The 15,043-nt window shown below is 63.4% G+C and carries 17 protein-coding genes; 8 read left to right on the top strand and 9 right to left on the bottom strand.

Annotated elements, in window-relative coordinates; translation table 11 throughout:
- Positions 1-79 precede the first annotated feature (79 nt).
- Both B5525_RS09515 and B5525_RS09510 read left to right on the top strand, forming a co-directional pair.
- Positions 80-712, top strand: a complete 633-nt coding sequence (locus tag B5525_RS09515; RefSeq protein WP_079565775.1) for a DUF1326 domain-containing protein — start codon at positions 80-82, stop codon at positions 710-712.
- Positions 713-768: 56 nt separating this feature from the next.
- Positions 769-1,542: a DUF2182 domain-containing protein gene (locus tag B5525_RS09510; protein ID WP_079565774.1), complete on the top strand. Its 774-nt coding sequence runs from the start codon at positions 769-771 to the stop codon at positions 1,540-1,542.
- A 307-nt stretch (positions 1,543-1,849) separates the two neighbouring features.
- Here the strand turns inward: B5525_RS09510 and B5525_RS09505 are convergent, their stop codons facing one another.
- A complete protein-coding gene (locus tag B5525_RS09505) occupies positions 1,850-2,257 on the bottom strand; it encodes a hypothetical protein (RefSeq protein ID WP_079565773.1) in 408 nt (135 codons plus the stop codon).
- Between the two features lie 505 nt (positions 2,258-2,762).
- Between B5525_RS09505 and B5525_RS47145 the strand changes: the two genes are divergently transcribed.
- Together B5525_RS47145 and B5525_RS09500 are read left to right on the top strand one after the other, a co-directional pair.
- Positions 2,763-2,891, top strand: coding sequence for a hypothetical protein (locus B5525_RS47145; protein WP_276328845.1), 129 nt, complete (start codon positions 2,763-2,765; stop codon positions 2,889-2,891).
- An 85-nt stretch (positions 2,892-2,976) separates the two neighbouring features.
- Positions 2,977-3,591 carry a class I SAM-dependent methyltransferase gene (locus B5525_RS09500; RefSeq protein WP_079565772.1) on the top strand — a complete coding sequence of 205 codons (615 nt, stop codon included), beginning with the start codon at positions 2,977-2,979 and terminating at the stop codon, positions 3,589-3,591.
- Between the two features lie 10 nt (positions 3,592-3,601).
- Here the strand turns inward: B5525_RS09500 and B5525_RS09495 are convergent, their stop codons facing one another.
- Positions 3,602-4,576, bottom strand: coding sequence for a YiiX/YebB-like N1pC/P60 family cysteine hydrolase (locus tag B5525_RS09495; protein ID WP_079565771.1), 975 nt, complete (start codon positions 4,574-4,576; stop codon positions 3,602-3,604).
- 192 nt (positions 4,577-4,768) lie between these two features.
- On the opposite strand from B5525_RS09495, the gene B5525_RS09490 reads away from it, so the two are divergent.
- Together B5525_RS09490 and B5525_RS09485 are read left to right on the top strand one after the other, a co-directional pair.
- The gene (locus tag B5525_RS09490) at positions 4,769-6,190 is read left to right on the top strand and encodes a flavin monoamine oxidase family protein (RefSeq protein WP_079565770.1); all 1,422 of its coding nucleotides are present in this window, start codon (positions 4,769-4,771) and stop codon (positions 6,188-6,190) included.
- Positions 6,187-6,891, top strand: a complete 705-nt coding sequence (locus B5525_RS09485; protein WP_197687908.1) for an adenine nucleotide alpha hydrolase — start codon at positions 6,187-6,189, stop codon at positions 6,889-6,891. The genes B5525_RS09490 and B5525_RS09485 overlap by 4 nt, the downstream gene beginning before the upstream one ends.
- Before the next feature lie 130 nt (positions 6,892-7,021).
- Here the strand turns inward: B5525_RS09485 and B5525_RS09480 are convergent, their stop codons facing one another.
- The 6 genes from B5525_RS09480 to rpmI form a co-directional block, all read right to left on the bottom strand.
- A complete protein-coding gene (locus tag B5525_RS09480) occupies positions 7,022-7,795 on the bottom strand; it encodes a sulfite exporter TauE/SafE family protein (protein WP_079565769.1) in 774 nt (257 codons plus the stop codon).
- Positions 7,792-10,200 carry a phenylalanine--tRNA ligase subunit beta gene (gene pheT / locus B5525_RS09475; RefSeq protein WP_079565768.1) on the bottom strand — a complete coding sequence of 803 codons (2,409 nt, stop codon included), beginning with the start codon at positions 10,198-10,200 and terminating at the stop codon, positions 7,792-7,794. Before pheT ends, B5525_RS09480 begins: the two co-directional genes overlap by 4 nt.
- Positions 10,197-10,607, bottom strand: coding sequence for an ASCH domain-containing protein (locus tag B5525_RS09470; RefSeq protein ID WP_079565767.1), 411 nt, complete (start codon positions 10,605-10,607; stop codon positions 10,197-10,199). The genes pheT and B5525_RS09470 overlap by 4 nt, the downstream gene beginning before the upstream one ends.
- Positions 10,604-11,686 (bottom strand): phenylalanine--tRNA ligase subunit alpha, encoded by a 1,083-nt coding sequence (gene pheS / locus B5525_RS09465; protein WP_079573140.1) that lies wholly within the window; start codon positions 11,684-11,686, stop codon positions 10,604-10,606. The genes B5525_RS09470 and pheS overlap by 4 nt, the downstream gene beginning before the upstream one ends.
- A 175-nt stretch (positions 11,687-11,861) precedes the next feature.
- A complete protein-coding gene (gene rplT / locus B5525_RS09460) occupies positions 11,862-12,221 on the bottom strand; it encodes a 50S ribosomal protein L20 (protein WP_079565766.1) in 360 nt (119 codons plus the stop codon).
- A gap of 78 nt (positions 12,222-12,299) precedes the next feature.
- A complete protein-coding gene (rpmI, locus tag B5525_RS09455) occupies positions 12,300-12,500 on the bottom strand; it encodes a 50S ribosomal protein L35 (protein WP_029585522.1) in 201 nt (66 codons plus the stop codon).
- Positions 12,501-12,764: 264 nt separating this feature from the next.
- Here rpmI and B5525_RS09450 point away from each other — a divergent pair, with 264 nt between their 5' ends.
- Entirely contained in the window at positions 12,765-13,190 is a 426-nt protein-coding gene (locus tag B5525_RS09450) for a hypothetical protein (protein ID WP_244567859.1), read from the top strand.
- Positions 13,191-13,319: 129 nt separating this feature from the next.
- Here the strand turns inward: B5525_RS09450 and infC are convergent, their stop codons facing one another.
- Positions 13,320-13,859, bottom strand: a complete 540-nt coding sequence (gene infC, locus B5525_RS09445; RefSeq protein WP_079573138.1) for a translation initiation factor IF-3 — start codon at positions 13,857-13,859, stop codon at positions 13,320-13,322.
- Positions 13,860-14,134: 275 nt separating this feature from the next.
- Between infC and B5525_RS09440 the strand changes: the two genes are divergently transcribed.
- Positions 14,135-14,923 (top strand): alpha/beta hydrolase, encoded by a 789-nt coding sequence (locus B5525_RS09440; protein WP_079565764.1) that lies wholly within the window; start codon positions 14,135-14,137, stop codon positions 14,921-14,923.
- Positions 14,924-15,043 lie beyond the last annotated feature (120 nt).

The following is a 15,043-nucleotide window of genomic DNA, read 5'->3' as shown; positions in this document are numbered from 1 at the left end:
TGACCCGGACTTTTTGACGCCGGAGAGGATAGTCAAGCGGCTGCATAGTCCAACCCGGCAACGCGATGGGAGGTGTGCAATGGCTACATCTGACTGGCGTCTCGAAGGGGAATGGATCAAGAACTGCAATTGCGCCTTTGGCTGTCCCTGCGATTTCAATGCCCCGCCGACTCACGGCTCGTGCAAAGGCCTCGTCGGTATGAAAATTACCAAGGGGCACTTCGAGGGTACCAAGCTCGATGGTCTCGTTTTCGCCGCAACCGTTGATTTCCCCGGGGCGCTGCACGAGGGCAATGGGAAGATGCAGCCGATCATCGACGAGCGCGCAACGCCGGAACAGCGCCAGGCACTTTTTAACATCATGTCGGGCAAGAATTCGGCCGAGGGTACGCTGTTCCAGATCCTCAGCCTGATCGTAACCAAGATCCATGATCCGGTGTTTGCGCCCTTCGAGTTCTCATTCGACAAGAACGGGCGCGTCGCGCGTCTTGTCGCCAAGGACGTGCTGGAGACTGAGGTCGAGCCCATCAAGAACCCGGTGACGGGCGCTCCGCATCGAATTCAGGTTGTAATGCCCGACGGCTTTGAGCACAGATCCGCCGAGGTTGCCTCTGCCAACATCCACTCGACCGGGGCAATCAAATTCGACACGAAAGGCACGCACAGCTCCCTGGCCGATGTCGTGCAGACACCTCAGGGGGTTGCGGCTTGATGCTGCGCTAAGGTTAGGTCTTTTCAATTTGCCGCATCGGCGGCCGGGGTAAGCCCATGACCGAGTCATTGGCGCTCGAACACGTGCTGCGGCGCGATCGCCTGATCGTCGTAGTTGGAGTAGCTGGAGTGGTGGCGCTGGCCTGGGTTTATCTGGTCGCCGGGGCTGGCATCGACATGAGCATGGCCGACATGCCGATGGAGCCGATGCCGTGGTCGACTTTCTACGCCGCGCTCTTGTTCACCATGTGGTGGGTCATGATGATTGCCATGATGGTGCCGAGCGCTGCCCCTATGGTCCTGCTGTTCACGGCAATCAAGCGCAAGCAAGGGGCATCGGTTAGCCCATCTATTGAAGCCTGGGTCTTTCTCAGTGGCTATCTCCTGATCTGGGCAGGTTTCAGCCTCGTCGCAGTTTTGGCACAGTGGGGACTCGAACGCGCCGGGCTGCTGTCTATGGCGATGGCGAGCACCAGTGCCCCGCTTGGCGGGGTTATTCTGCTTGCCGCGGGGCTCTACCAGTTCACGCCCGTCAAGAGCGCCTGCCTTCGCTATTGCCAAAGCCCGGTGCTATTCCTGAGCCGGCACTGGCGACCGGGGGCGGTGGGTGCATTACGCATGGGACTCCGGCACGGCAGCTACTGCCTCGGCTGTTGCTGGTTCCTGATGGCACTGCTGTTCGTCAGCGGGATCATGAACCTTGTCTGGATCGCCGGCATCGCCCTTTATGTCGCATGCGAGAAGTTGCTGCCGCTCGGCCGCGGGCTCAGCCGCGCCGCCGGTGTGGCTCTGATCGTATCGGGCACGATAGTTCTTGTGCTCGCAACTTGAGAACAAAATTTGTACGAGAGCTCGGAGCATTGATCGATTCTGGAGGGATGCTCCGCATGATGAACAGACCTCCCGCTACGGGACCGCAGCGGAAAAGTCGTAGTTTCACCGTTAGCCGGCCTTGCGTTGATGCGCCGGCCGCTTCGCTAGCGTTGCGACCGCTTAGACGCCCTTTCGACAGGGGTGGTAGTGGGCAGTTTGGACACTTTGCGTCACTCACGCGCTGGCGGCTGGCGTGACGGCGATCGCTGATTTCGTGAAGTACGGGCGAATCGGGAGGCCGCCAACAAAGCGGCCTCCCCAGGCCTTAGGCCATTAGGTCGGTGATCCGCATAATTGCGACCGCATTGCTTGCGTTGGACGCCTGCTCTTTGGTGTTCTTGTTGCAGGTCCAGACGAAGTTCTTTTTGGCCGTGAACGGCTTCCCTTCCTGGTCGATCTGAAGCTCCCCTTCGGTGATATGGCAGACCATCGCATTCTCCATCGGAGGACCCATGGTCTTCGATCCCGGCTGCATGATGATGTCACGCATCGAGACGGTCTTGAAACCGGGAATGATGGATGGTGTCTCACCACCGTAAGCACGCACGACGACACCTGGCCACGGTGTCGCATCCTTGTAGTCCGTAGTTTGCGCGGCCGCTGGCTTCACAATAGCCGCCGAAGCGGCTGCCAAACCTAGAGCCACTGCTGACCTTCGATTTACTTTTTGCATTGACCTTCTCCTACGTTAAGGCCGCAAGGCCACAAGGTTGCTCCTTTCGTGCAATAGAGTCCATGCGGCGCGATGACCCGATTCCCGAACTGACCCATTACCAAAGGGGTCGAGCGGTTGAAGCCGGCGTGATTCCAGGGGGGTTACTGACACCGACCGCGGAGTTGCCCTGCGGACCCCAAGTGTGGCGTGTGATCGAGCCTACAAGCCGACGGTTTCATCCGGCCGCTGTCGTCGAATTGCTCATAAGCTTTGCGACCGAGGACGGGTTCGGAATCGTGATGGATTGGCCTTGTTGTCTCAATTAAAACTATTTTTATAGTGTTGGACTCCGAAGGCCCTAACAGGCACGGGAGCGGCCGATGATGGAATCGATCCTGCGTGCGCTCAGCATGGCGTTCGCCATGGGATGGGAGATCCTGCGGTCGCTGATTCTTGGCTTCACGCTCTCGGCAGTCGTGCAGGCGGTTGTTTCCCATCGTGAAATGGCTCGGCTGCTACCGAGATGGCGTCCACCAATCCCGTCGCCGAACTTGGCATCATCATGCTCGCGTTCCTGGGCCGGCAGCTCACGCTGGCCGAATTCGTCGGTGCACCCATCATGGTCGCACTGCTGATTCTTTTCTTCCGTTGATTTGAAATCACCAAGATGATCAAAGCTCGATGCTGAGGCGGTACCACGACCATACGGCGGCAAGAATAACCATGCGGAGTGCTCGATGGGCTTCTACAGCGACATCATCCTGCCGAGGCTTTGCGATTTCGCGATGCGCAACAAGCTGCTCGTGCCGATTCGCGAACGGGTGATTGGGGCTGCGGAGGGTAGAGTGCTCGAGATCGGCGTCGGCTCGGGACGGAACCTGCCGTTCTATCGCCCGCCGGCGCGGGAGGTGCTGGCGCTCGAGCCGGCGGCCAAGCTTGTGACCATGGCTCGCAGCGCGTCGCGTGGAAACATCATGCCGGTCAGCTTCCTCGAAGCTTCGGCTGAAGCGATTCCGCTCGAAGATCATTGCGTCGATACCATCGTCACGACCTGGACCATGTGCTCGATCCCGCACGCCGAGGCGGCCCTCGCCGAAATGCGGCGCGTGCTGCGGCCGAGCGGCAGGCTGCTGTTCGCCGAGCACGGCAGGGCGCCCGACGAGAGCGTGCAACGCTGGCAGGACCGGCTGACGCCGGCGTGGCGCTGTATCGCCGGCGGCTGTCATCTCAACCGCCCGATCCGCAGCATGATCGAAGGCGCGGGTTTCCGCGTCGACCGCATCGAGACCGGTTACATCCCGGGGCCCAGGCCAATGACCTACATGTACGAAGGCAGCGCGCGGCCAAATTGATGAATTTGCATTACGTCGCGAACTCCGACGACCGCGGCTTCGCGCGGCGCTCGGGAAGATGTTCGACGAGCATGAAATGCTCGGACACGGTGATGCGTTCGACCAGCGCCGGCTGCTCGGCCAGCGTCACTTCCTGAGCCGGAAACGGCGTCTCTTGGTCAATCTCTTCAGGAACAAGCGGCGGCGACTGGATCGTCTCTGGAAACGGTCCGAATTCGCCCGCTACCTCCCGGAGCGGCTTTTGCTTGTCGGCCCAGTGCAGGGCGGTGTAGTCGAAGCCGTGCACGATGGTGGGTTTGACGATTTCGAAATAGGGCGAGATATCGAAATCGCGCGGCATGTAGAGCGAGGAATCGCGGATGTGCAGGATTTCGCGCCTGGCCGCTCTGGAGCCGGCGCGGGTGATCTTGGGCAGGATCGGATAGCGCACGGCGTCGAAGGCCTGCGCAATCAGCGCCGAGCAGATGATCTTGGTGGGATCGCCGGAGCCGAACGCGATCATGCGCCGCCGCCAGCGCTGCGGGATCGGCAGCGGGATCAGAAAGCGCATCAGATCGAGGATGTTCTTGGTGTCGTAGCCGAAACCGATCCGGTTGATGGCGTAGCGGCACACCGTGTAGCGGTCTTCGAACGACAGTCCGACCGGGCGGCACAGCCGCGTATGGTAAGGGAAATATTTCGACAGCGGCGCCGAGGTCACGCCCTCGCCAATATTGGCCTCGATCAGGACATGCGGTTCGCCGTCGGGTTCCTCCGCACCGTCGATCGGCCCGACGTACAGCGCGGCATGCGACCAGGTGGACTGGGTCAGATATTTGATGATGCCGGAAACCCGGTTGTTGCCCTCGACCAGCAGCACGTCGCCCTGGTCGATGACGCCGCGCAGATGCTCGGGATCGCTGGGCGTGAACGGCTCATAGCCCGGCACCTCCTTCTGAAGGTAGCCCGCGATCAGCTTGCCGACGGTATCGAGCACAAGGCCCATGGTGGAAATCCCCCCAACGGCCTTGCTGGCCGCTTTTTGTCTTTCCTTAGCATGGTCGAAAGCCATTGCAATTTGGTTCATGCATGAGCTGGATCAATCATGATTGATTCACCATGATGGTTGCCGCGCCCGCCCGGATGCGGCAAGTTCGCTAAAGGTTCTGCTGTTTTTCAAAGTTCCGGAAACCATGACATGACAATGACGCGCCGCGACTTTCTTTCAGCGGCGGCAGGCCTTGCGGCGGTGCCGGTGCTCGGCCGGCGCGCCGCCGCGGCGCAATTGCCGCGCTCGGCCGACATTGTCGTGATCGGCGCCGGAGCCGCCGGCATTGCCGCGGCGCGGCGCATCATGGCCGCGAACCGCAAGGTGATCGTGGTCGAGGCGGCAAACCAGATCGGCGGCCGCTGCCTGACCGACACCGCGACCTTCGACGCGCCGTTCGACCGCGGCGCGCGCTGGTTGCACAATCCCGACACCAACCCGATGATCAGGCTCGCCCGCAGCGCCGGGCTCGACATGTCGACACCCCCCTTCGGGCAGAAAATCCGGGTCGGCCGGCGTAACGCGCGCGCCGGCGAAACCGAGGAATTCCTGGCGGCTTTGGTACGTGCCAACCGCGCCATCGACGAGGTCTCGCGCGGCAAGGCCGACGTCTCCTGCGCTTCCGCACTGCCAAGGGATCTCGGCGACTGGGCCGCCACGGCCGAATTCGTGCTCGGCGCCAATGCCACGGGCAAGGACCTCAAGGACGTCTCGGTGATGGACAAGGTCCGCGCCGGCGACCGCAATGGCGTGATCGTGTGCCGCCAGGGACTGGGCACCGTGATCGCAAAGCTCGGCGAACAGGTCCCGCTGGCGCTGTCGACGCCGGCCAGCCGCATCGCCTGGAGCGGCCGCGACGTCACGGTGGAGACGCCCTCGGGCAAGATCGCCGCCCGCGCCGCCGTGATCACGGTGTCGAGCGACGTGCTGGCGTCGGGCAATATCAAATTCACTCCCGATCTGCCGAAGCGCCAGCTCGACGCCGCGGCCAAGCTCGGCCTCGGCAGCTACGATCGGATTGCGCTGCAATTGCCCGGCAATCCGCTGGGGCTCGCCCGCGACGACATCCTGATCGAGCAGAGCAATTCGACGCGGACGGCGCTGCTGCTCGCCAATATCGGGGGATCGTCGCTGTGCTCGATCGATGTCGCGGGCTCGTTCGGCCGCGATCTCTCTGCCCAGGGCGAGAAGGCGATGGTCGCCTTTGCCGTGGAATGGCTGACAAAGCTGTTCGGCAGCGAGGCGACTTCGGGCATCAAGAAATCGAGCGCGACACGCTGGAATGCGGCGCCGTACGCGCTCGGCGCCATGTCGGTGGCAGCACCCGGCGGTCAGCCCTCGCGGAAGATCCTGACCGAGCCGGTCGGCTGCATGTTCCTCGCGGGCGAGGCGACGCACGAAACGCTGTGGGGAACGGTCGACGGCGCCTGGGAAAGCGGCGAGCGCGCGGCCGAAGCAGCATTGCGCAGGATCGGCGCGCTCAGGGAGGAACCCCTTGCAGCGCCGGCGCCGGCAGCAAGGCATCGCCGCCACGCTGCGCCTGCGAGATCGGCGGGAGCGCCGATCAATTGAAACAGGGCAGGCCAAAGGCGCTGATCTCGTGGTCGAGCGGCAAGGACAGCGCGTTCTCGCTGCATGAGATCCGGCGTGTCGGCGAATTCGACGTGGTCGGTGCGCTGACAACGGTGACCGAGACGTTCGACCGGGTGTCGATCCACGGCGTGCGGCAGGAGATTTTGCAGGCGCAGCTCAAGGCCGCGGGCCTGCCGCCGCGGATCGTGCCGATCCCCTATCCCTGTCCCAACGAGATCTACGAGGCGCGCATGGGCGAGCAGGTCGCGCGCGCGGTGCGGGAGGGCATCACCCACATCATCTTCGGTGATCTGTTCCTCACCGATATCCGCGCCTATCGCGAGCAGAAACTCGTCGGCACCGGCATCACGCCGGTGTTTCCGCTGTGGGATCGGCCGACCTTGCCGCTGGCGCTTGCCATGATCGACAGCGGCCTGCAGGCGTATCTTGCGACCGTCGATTTGAAAAAACTGCCCGCGGAATTCGCCGGCCGCAAGTTCGACCTGCAACTGCTGGCCGACCTGCCCGACGGCGTCGACCCCTGCGGCGAGAACGGCGAGTTTCATACCTGCGTGGTGGAGGGACCGATTTTTTCGCAGCCCCTGCCCGTCGTGACCGGTGAGCGCGTCGAGTGCGACGGCTATGGCTATTGCGATTTGGTGCTGGAATCCCTCCCCCTTGTGGGGAGGGTCGGCGCGTAGCGCCGGGGTGGGGGTAGCGCACGGCAGTGCGCGAGAAATTCTTTTGCTGAGGCAGAGCCCCCCACCCGTCACGTCGCTCGCTTCGCTCGCGGCGCGCCACCCTCCCCACGAGGGGGAGGGATAAAAGAGGTCAGCGCAGCACGCCGTCCAGCGCCGGCAGGCCGACAATGACCGCCGCCGCGATCAGGACGTAGCAGATGGCGCGAAAGATCCGCTCGCTGGCGCGGCCGAACAGCCGGGCACCGAACCAGACGCCGATGCCGTAGACCGGACCGACCAGCAGCGAAAATCGAATGGCGTCGGCGGTGATCAGCCCGGTCAGGGAATAGCTCACCAGCGAAAAGAAATCCGAAGCGCCGAAGAACAACAGGATGTTGGCGCGCGCGATCACGGAAGCGATCGGTCGCCCGAGCCAATAGCCGACGATCGGAGGTCCGCCGGTCTGCGCCAGCCCGCTGCAAAAGCCGGATAGCCCACCGATGCCGATCGGCAGTGCGGGGTGGTCCTTGCCGCGATAGCGCCAGCCGGACAGCAGCAGGAGCAGCAGCGCGAACACGAATCCGGAAATGATCCAGCGCGTCGTCACCGGCTCGAGCCGGCTGAGGAGCCAGGTCCCGACGGGAACGCCGATCAGCGCGCCCGCCACCATGACCCAGGTTGCCTTGCGATCCGCATGCTTCCAGGCGTTGGGAAGGAGCGGCGCGGCGGCGACGAAATCGATGATGAGCAGAAGAGCCGCGACCAGCCGCGGCGCGGCAAAGCTGCTCGCCAGCGGCATGAAGATCAGCGCCGAGCCGAAGCCGGAAAATCCGCGTGCCGTTCCCGACACGAAGGCGATCACGCAGATCGCGATCGCAATATTGCTGCTGACATCGGTCGGGACGAGGCCGAGTCCGGCCGTCATCCCCGCAACGTGCCGCCGGTCTTCTTCGCCACCTCGGCCACGATCCTGGCGCCGACCGCGTCGATCTCCTGATCGGTCATGGTTTTCTCGCGCGGCTGGATCGTCACCGCGATCGCGATCGATTTCTTGCCGTCCTCGATGCCCTTGCCTTCGTAGACGTCGAACACGCCGACATCCGCGATCAGCTTCCTGTCGACGCCTTGCGCCGCGCGAACGATATCGCCGGCCCTGACGTTGCGATCGACGATAAAGGCAAAATCGCGCGACACCGGCTGGAACGCCGAGAGCTCGAGCACCGGCTTGGCACGGGTCGGCCGCTGCTTGGCGGCGGGAATGCGGTCGAGGATCACCTCGAACGCGATCAGCGGACCGTCCGCGTGGAGCGCTTCCAGTGCGCGCGGATGCAGCTCGCCAAAATAGCCCAGCACGTTTTGCGGGCCGATCTGGATGGTTCCGGAACGTCCGGGATGCAGCCAGCCCGGTCCGCCCGGCACGATTTGCAGCGCCTGCATCGGCGCGCCGGCGGCTGACAGCACCGCGAACGCATCGGCCTTGGCATCGAGCGCATCGGCTGTGGCGGAACCGGACCAGTGCCGTCCCATCCCCTTCGACGAGGCAAAACCATGACGAACGCCCGAGGCCGCCACGAACTGGTCTTCCGGACGGTCGCCCTTGAAGATCTGGCCGACCTCGAACAGCGCCACGTCGGGAAAACCGCGATCGGAATTCGCCTGCGCGGCGGCGACCAGACCCGGCAGCAGGCTCGGCCGCATGTCGGACAAGTCCGACGCAATGGGATTGGCGAGCGCGAGTTCGGGTTGTCCGCCGCCGAACAGCTCGGCGGCGGGTTTTGCGATGAACGACCACGTTACCGCCTCGACCATGCCGCGCGCGGCCAGCGCACGCTTGGCGCGGCGGGTGCGGAGCTGGATCGGTGTCAGGACCGGCTTGCGCGCGGCGTCGCCGCGCTCGAACGGCGTCATCGGCACCTTGTCGACGCCGACAATGCGCACGATCTCCTCGACGATGTCGGCCTTGCCGTGCACGTCAGCGCGCCAGGACGGCACCGCGACCTTCACCACGGGGCCGGGGCCAGCCATCATGAAGCCAAGACGGCTGAGGATAAGTTTCATTTCCGGAACGGGCACGTCCATGCCGGCGAGGCGCTTCACTTCGGTCAGTGGAAATTCGATGATGCGGTCGTCGGCGAAGACCTTGCCGACCACGACGTTCTCCGACGGCGTGCCGCCGCACAGCTCCATGACCAATCGGGTCGCCATCTCCAGCCCCGGCACCATGAAGGCCGGATCGACGCCGCGCTCGAAGCGATAGCGGGCGTCCGAATTGATGCCGAGCTTGCGGCCGGTCTGCGCGATGTTGATCTCGTTCCACAGCGCCGATTCGATCAGCACGTCGGTGGTGTTCACGTCGCAGCCGGAAGCCTCGCCGCCCATGATGCCGGCGAGCGATTCGACGCCGTCGTCGTCTGCAATAACGCATACGCCGCTATCGAGCGTGTAGGTGCGGCCGTCGAGCGCCAGCAGGCTCTCGCCATCGCGCGCGCGGCGCACGGTCAGATTGCCTTTCACCTTGGCCGCGTCGAACACATGTAGCGGCCGGGCGCGGTCGTAGGTCATGAAATTGGTAATATCGACCAGCGCGTTGATCGGCCGCAGGCCAATCGAAGTCAGCCGCTTTTGCAGCCATTCCGGCGACGGGCCGTTCTTGACGCCGCGCACCAGCCGCAGGGCAAACCCCGGACACAGCCTGGCGTCCTCGACCGTCACCTTTACCGGACAGGGGAATTCGTCCTTGATCGGCCTGATGCCGGGATCCCTGAACTTGCCCATGTCGGCGGCGGCAAGATCGCGGGCGATGCCGTGCACGCCGGCGCAGTCCTGCCGGTTCGGCGTCAGGTTGATCTCGATCACGGGATCGCCGAGCCCGGCCCATTGCGCGTAGGCAGCGCCGATCGGGGCGTCGGCCGGCAATTCCATGATGCCGTCGTGATCCTCCGAGATCTGCAGCTCGGCCGCCGAGCACAGCATGCCGCGGCTCTCGACGCCGCGGATGGTGCCGACACCGAGCGTGATGTTCTTGCCGGGGATGAAGGTGCCGGGCGGGGAGAACACACTGACAAGACCCGCGCGCGCATTCGGCGCGCCGCACACGACCTGTACCGGCGCGGAACCGTCGCCGGTGTCGACCATGCAGACGCGCAGCCGGTCCGCATTGGGATGCTGCTCGGCGGAAATCACCCGCGCGATGGTGAACGGCGAAAGCTGCTTCGCCTTGTCCTCGATGTGCTCGACCTCAAGCCCGACCATGGTGAGCTTGTCGGCGAGCTTTTCAAGGGGCTCGTCGGTGTCGAGATGTTCCTTCAGCCAGGAGAGGGTGAATTTCATGATGCTACCCTGTGATCGGCGAAAACCTCGACCAGACGAAAACGCTCGCACATCAGCATCATGTCTTCGCTGAACTTTCCCTGTCGTCCGAAATATCGGCGATGGGCATCGCGCCAGTAGGCGAGGCTGCGGTCGCCTTCGCCCTCTTCATGGGCAAAGGCCGCATCGACGTCGCCGAAACGGCAATAGCTCACCTCGGTGGTTTCGATCACGCAAGCTGGTTCGCCGCGACCATCGAGCACGATCCAGCGCTCGCCCGGCGTCGAGGTGTTCGGTTCGTCCTCGGTCGAGCAGGTCGCGGTCTTGACGCCCTTTATCACCAGGTCGAGCAACGCGTCGGCAAGTTCTGGACCGTCGCCGAACGCGAAGGAGCGCAGGCCCTGATATTTCGGGGGTACCGCGCTCACGAACTCAGCCCTCCCGCCAGCGTCGGGACGTCGAGCGGCTTGAAGCCGTAATGGCTGAGCCAGCGGACGTCGCTCTCGAACAATTGCCGCAGGTCGGACATGCCGTATTTCAGCATCGCGATGCGGTCGATGCCCATGCCCCAGGCAAAGCCCTGATAGACGTCGGGATCGATGTTGCAGGCACGCAGCACGTTCGGGTGCACCATGCCGCAGCCGAGAATCTCCAGCCAGTCCTCGCCTTCGCCGAAGCGGATCTCGCCCTTGTCGCGGCGGCACTGGATGTCGACCTCGAGCGAGGGCTCGGTGAACGGAAAGAACGACGGCCGGAACCGCATGTTGATGTGGTCGACCTCGAAGAACGCCCTGCAGAACTCGTGCAGGATCCATTTGAGGTGGCCGAGATGCGAGCCCTTGTCGATGACGAGGCCCTCGACCTGATGGAACTGCGGCGTATGCGTCGCGTCGGAGTCGATGCGGTAGGTGCGGCCCGGACAGATCACGCGGATCGGCGGCGCCTGGGTCAGCATGGTGCGGACCTGCACCGGTGACGTATGCGTGCGCAACAGCATGCGAGAGCCGTCGGGTTTCGGATTGAAGAAGAAGGTATCGTGCATCTCCCGCGCCGGATGGCCTTCGGGGAAATTGAGCTTGGTGAAATTGTAGTCGTCGGTCTCGATATCCGGACCTTCGGCGATGGCAAATCCCATGTCGGCGAAGATCGCGGTGAGTTCGTCCATCACCTGGCTGAGCGGATGAATCCGGCCCGCTTCCGCCGGTGCCTCGCGCAGCGGCAGGGTGACGTCGATGGTTTCGGACTTCAGCCGCGCATCGAGCGTCGCCGATTTCAGGATGTCGCGGCGCGCGGTCAGCGCCTGCGTCACGGCATCCTTGGCGAGGTTGATCTTCGCGCCTTCGGTCTTGCGTTCGTCCGGCGACATCTTGCCGAGCGTCGACAGCAGCGCCGAGATCGAACCCTTCTTGCCGAGCGCCGCGACACGCACCGCTTCCAGCGCGGCTTCATCGCCCGCGGCTGCGATGTCTGCGAGGATCTGGGATTCGAGATTGGCGAGGTCGGACATGACGGCGGTCACCTGTTGGGGGCGCGCTCGCAGTCCAGCACGGAGGCCGTCATCATCCGCGAAAGCGGATGATCCAGTAACCCCCGGGGTCAATTTGTTGGTCGGTGGTTACTGGATGCCCCGCCTGCGCGGGGCATGACACCGGAGTTGCGAGAGGCTGCAGCGATTTTCGAACTTACGCCGCCAGCGCGGCCTTGGCCTTTTCGGCGATCGCCTGGAACGCCGCCGGTTCGGTGATGGCGAGATCCGACAGCACCTTGCGGTCGACCGTGATCCCCGACTTGGACAGACCGTTGATGAAGACGCTGTAGGTCATGCCGAACGGGCGCACCGCGGCGTTGATGCGCTGGATCCACAGCGCGCGGAAGGTGCGCTTCTTGCGCTTGCGGTCGCGGAAGGCGTATTGCCCGGCCTTCTCGACCGCGGCCTTGGCGGCGCGGATGGTGTTCTTGCGGCGGCCGTAAAATCCCTTGGCGGCCTTGTAGACTTTCTTGTGCTTGGCGTGAGAGGTCACACCGCGTTTGACGCGAGACATGACGGGTCTCCTTCAGATGAAAATGGGTGACGGATCGCCGCGCGGACGCGACTCGGCTCAGTGGGACCGCGAGAGCGATCAGGCGTTCGGCAAGAAATATTTCTTGATGTTGTCGCCGTCGGTCTTGAACAGCACACGGGTGCCGCGGAGCTGACGAATCTGCTTCTTCGTCCGCTTGATCATGCCGTGGCGCTTGCCGCGCTGGGCGTGCATCACTTTGCCGGTGGCAGTCACCTTGAAGCGCTTTTTAGCGCCTGACTTGGTCTTCAGCTTGGGCATTTTGCTCTCCTGTTGTCGCAGAAAAAACGCGCCCAGAAGGCGCTTTCGCGACTGAAATGCTCGTTAGAGCGTTGAAAATGCTCGGCTATTTCCGAAATGAGATAACCAGCATGGGCATCGCCACGGCAGCCCTTGATCAGCCGGGCGATGAAGGTCGGGCTTATGGCAGAACCAGGCGGAATTGGCAACGATGAACCGTAAAACCGTATTGTTTGACAGATAGGCTCACGCCACTAACCGCGCGGCCAGAAGAGCAGGAAAAAAATGACGATATCAGCCCGGATCATGGCCTTTTCTGCCGATTTCACGCGCTCCGGCGCCTCACGATGGATATTTGGTGCCGCGGTTGTCGCTGCGTTGGCCGCGCCCGGCGCCACCGACGCCAGGACCGCCCGCAGGGGCGGCGGCTATGACGGAATCTGGAACGTGTTGATTATCACCCAGGCCGGCAGGTGCGATCCCGCCTACAGCTATCCGTTCCAGGTCTCGGGCGGCCGTATCTCGTCGGCGGGTGCTGCCGATGTGTCCGGCAGCGTCGGCGCCGGCGGCGGCGTCACCGTGCGGATTTCGGCTGGCGGATCGGTTGCGACCGGCAGCGGCCGGCTCGGCGGCAGCAGCGGCGTCGGCCGCTGGAGCGCAAGACTTTCCAGCGGCAATTGCAGCGGACGCTGGCAGGCGACGCGGGGCTAGAGCTCTTTCCGGATCCGCACGATTCGCCAAAAAAAAACGTAAAGAAAAAGGCCCGCCAGATCGCCTGGCGGGCCGTATTCAATATTCACAAACGCGCAATTTTCACAAACGTGAACGGCTGATTTTCAATCAGCGCGGCGCCAGCACCATCACCACCTGACGGCCTTCAAAACGGGCGTCCTGCTCGACCTTGGCGTATTCGGCCACGTCGGCCTTGACCTTGTCCAGGAGCTTGGTGCCGATTTCCTGATGCGCCATTTCGCGGCCGCGATAGCGCAGGGTGATCTTGACCTTGTCGCCTTCCTCGAAGAAGCGCTGCATCGCGCGCATCTTCACTTCGTAGTCGTGATCGTCGATCATCGGGCGGAGCTTGATCTCCTTGATCTCGACGACCTTCTGTTTCTTGCGGGCTTCCGCGGCCTTCTTCTGCGCCGAATATTTGAACTTCCCGTAGTCCATGATCTTGCAGACGGGAGGAGCGGTATTCGGCGAAATCTCCACGAGATCCATTCCCGCCTCTAGGGCCATCTTGATGGCGGCGACTGTCTCGACCGTGCCGTGGTTCGTGCCGTTCTGATCGATCAGCTGAATCGTGGCGTTGCGGATTTCATCATTGGTGCGCGGCCCGTCTTTGGTGGCAGCGGGCGGGGCTCTGTTGGGACGGCGAATGGGTAACTCTCCAAGGTTGTGAACGAGGTGCGTAGTTTGAAGGAATAAGGCGCTGCGGGCAAGCAAACTCGCGCAACTGACTGCGAAAAGCATCAAATGCGAGGCATTTTGGTCACGCCAAACAACACGGAAGGGAACGAAATGTTCAGACCCGCCCACATAGAGGCCAAGCCTGCGTTCCGCAAGCGCTGAGCCGGTCATTGGTGTGGTATTGCCGTCCGTTGACGGATCGGCCGTGCTCACTCAAACAGCAGCGAAACCGGAGGTGCGATCCCATGACCAGTTCCGCAGCAGCAGGGCAGCCGCCCATCTTTATCGAAGTAGGCAACGGCAACGCGGCGCGCCCTATCGCGGTGCGCGCCCGTAAAGGGGCCGCGCCGGGGCTGTTCTGGCTGGGCGGCTTCAATTCGGACATGCAGGGCACCAAGGCCCTGGCCTTGGACGCATGGGCCGCCGAGCAGAACCGCGCCTGCGTCCGGTTCGATTATTCCGGCCATGGCGAATCCGGCGGCGCGTTCAGCGACGGCACCATCGGGCGCTGGCTGGAGGAGAGCGTAGCGGTGTTCGAACAATTTTGCTCGGGTCCGCAAGTCGTGATCGGCTCGTCGATGGGCGGCTGGATCGCGCTGCTGCTGGCGCGTGAGATTGCGAGGCGTCCGCAAAGCCGTGCCTCGCTGGCCGGACTGGTGCTGATCGCGCCGGCGCCGGATTTCACCGAGCAATTGATGTGGAACGGCTTTTCGCCTGAGATCAAACAGGAGATCGAGACCAAGGGCGTGTGGCTGCGGCCGTCGCAATATGGCGAGCCCTATCCGATCACCCGCGCGCTGATCGAGGAGGGCCGCAACCATCTGCTGCTCGGCAGCGCCATCGATGTCGGCTGCCCGGTCCGCATCCTCCAGGGCGCGCAGGATCCGGACGTGCCGTGGCGGCATGCCTTCGCGCTGGCGCATCGGCTGCCGTCCGACGACGTGGTGCTGACCATGATCCAGGACGGCGATCACCGGCTGTCGCGGCCGCAGGACATCGCGCGGATCCTCGCGGCGGTGGCGGAAATCAACTGACCCTTCGCAGTTACCCTCGCTTGTCATCGTCCGCGAAGGCGGACGATCCAGTACGCCGTGACATCTCGATTTATCATATCTGCTCTGGAATACTGGATGCTCCGCTGGAGCCTGTCATCG

It is taken from the genome of Bradyrhizobium erythrophlei (assembly GCF_900129505.1).
Lineage (GTDB): Bacteria > Pseudomonadota > Alphaproteobacteria > Rhizobiales > Xanthobacteraceae > Bradyrhizobium > Bradyrhizobium erythrophlei_D.
Note: the sequence above shows the minus strand (reverse complement) of the source record. Positions and strands in the feature narration are given on the sequence as shown.

What these genes read in the sequence shown, in the direction of transcription:
- B5525_RS09515 (WP_079565775.1), top strand. Translation starts at nt 80, where the DNA reads ATGGCTACATCTGACTGGCGTCTCGAAGGGGAATGGATCAAGAACTGC.
- B5525_RS09510 (WP_079565774.1), top strand. Translation starts at nt 769, where the DNA reads ATGACCGAGTCATTGGCGCTCGAACACGTGCTGCGGCGCGATCGCCTG.
- B5525_RS09505 (WP_079565773.1), bottom strand. Translation starts at nt 2,257, where the DNA reads ATGCAAAAAGTAAATCGAAGGTCAGCAGTGGCTCTAGGTTTGGCAGCC.
- B5525_RS47145 (WP_276328845.1), top strand. Translation starts at nt 2,763, where the DNA reads ATGGCGTCCACCAATCCCGTCGCCGAACTTGGCATCATCATGCTCGCG.
- B5525_RS09500 (WP_079565772.1), top strand. Translation starts at nt 2,977, where the DNA reads ATGGGCTTCTACAGCGACATCATCCTGCCGAGGCTTTGCGATTTCGCG.
- B5525_RS09495 (WP_079565771.1), bottom strand. Translation starts at nt 4,576, where the DNA reads ATGGGCCTTGTGCTCGATACCGTCGGCAAGCTGATCGCGGGCTACCTT.
- B5525_RS09490 (WP_079565770.1), top strand. Translation starts at nt 4,769, where the DNA reads ATGACAATGACGCGCCGCGACTTTCTTTCAGCGGCGGCAGGCCTTGCG.
- B5525_RS09480 (WP_079565769.1), bottom strand. Translation starts at nt 7,795, where the DNA reads ATGACGGCCGGACTCGGCCTCGTCCCGACCGATGTCAGCAGCAATATT.
- pheT (WP_079565768.1), bottom strand. Translation starts at nt 10,200, where the DNA reads ATGAAATTCACCCTCTCCTGGCTGAAGGAACATCTCGACACCGACGAG.
- pheS (WP_079573140.1), bottom strand. Translation starts at nt 11,686, where the DNA reads ATGTCCGACCTCGCCAATCTCGAATCCCAGATCCTCGCAGACATCGCA.
- rplT (WP_079565766.1), bottom strand. Translation starts at nt 12,221, where the DNA reads ATGTCTCGCGTCAAACGCGGTGTGACCTCTCACGCCAAGCACAAGAAA.
- rpmI (WP_029585522.1), bottom strand. Translation starts at nt 12,500, where the DNA reads ATGCCCAAGCTGAAGACCAAGTCAGGCGCTAAAAAGCGCTTCAAGGTG.
- B5525_RS09450 (WP_244567859.1), top strand. Translation starts at nt 12,765, where the DNA reads ATGACGATATCAGCCCGGATCATGGCCTTTTCTGCCGATTTCACGCGC.
- B5525_RS09440 (WP_079565764.1), top strand. Translation starts at nt 14,135, where the DNA reads ATGACCAGTTCCGCAGCAGCAGGGCAGCCGCCCATCTTTATCGAAGTA.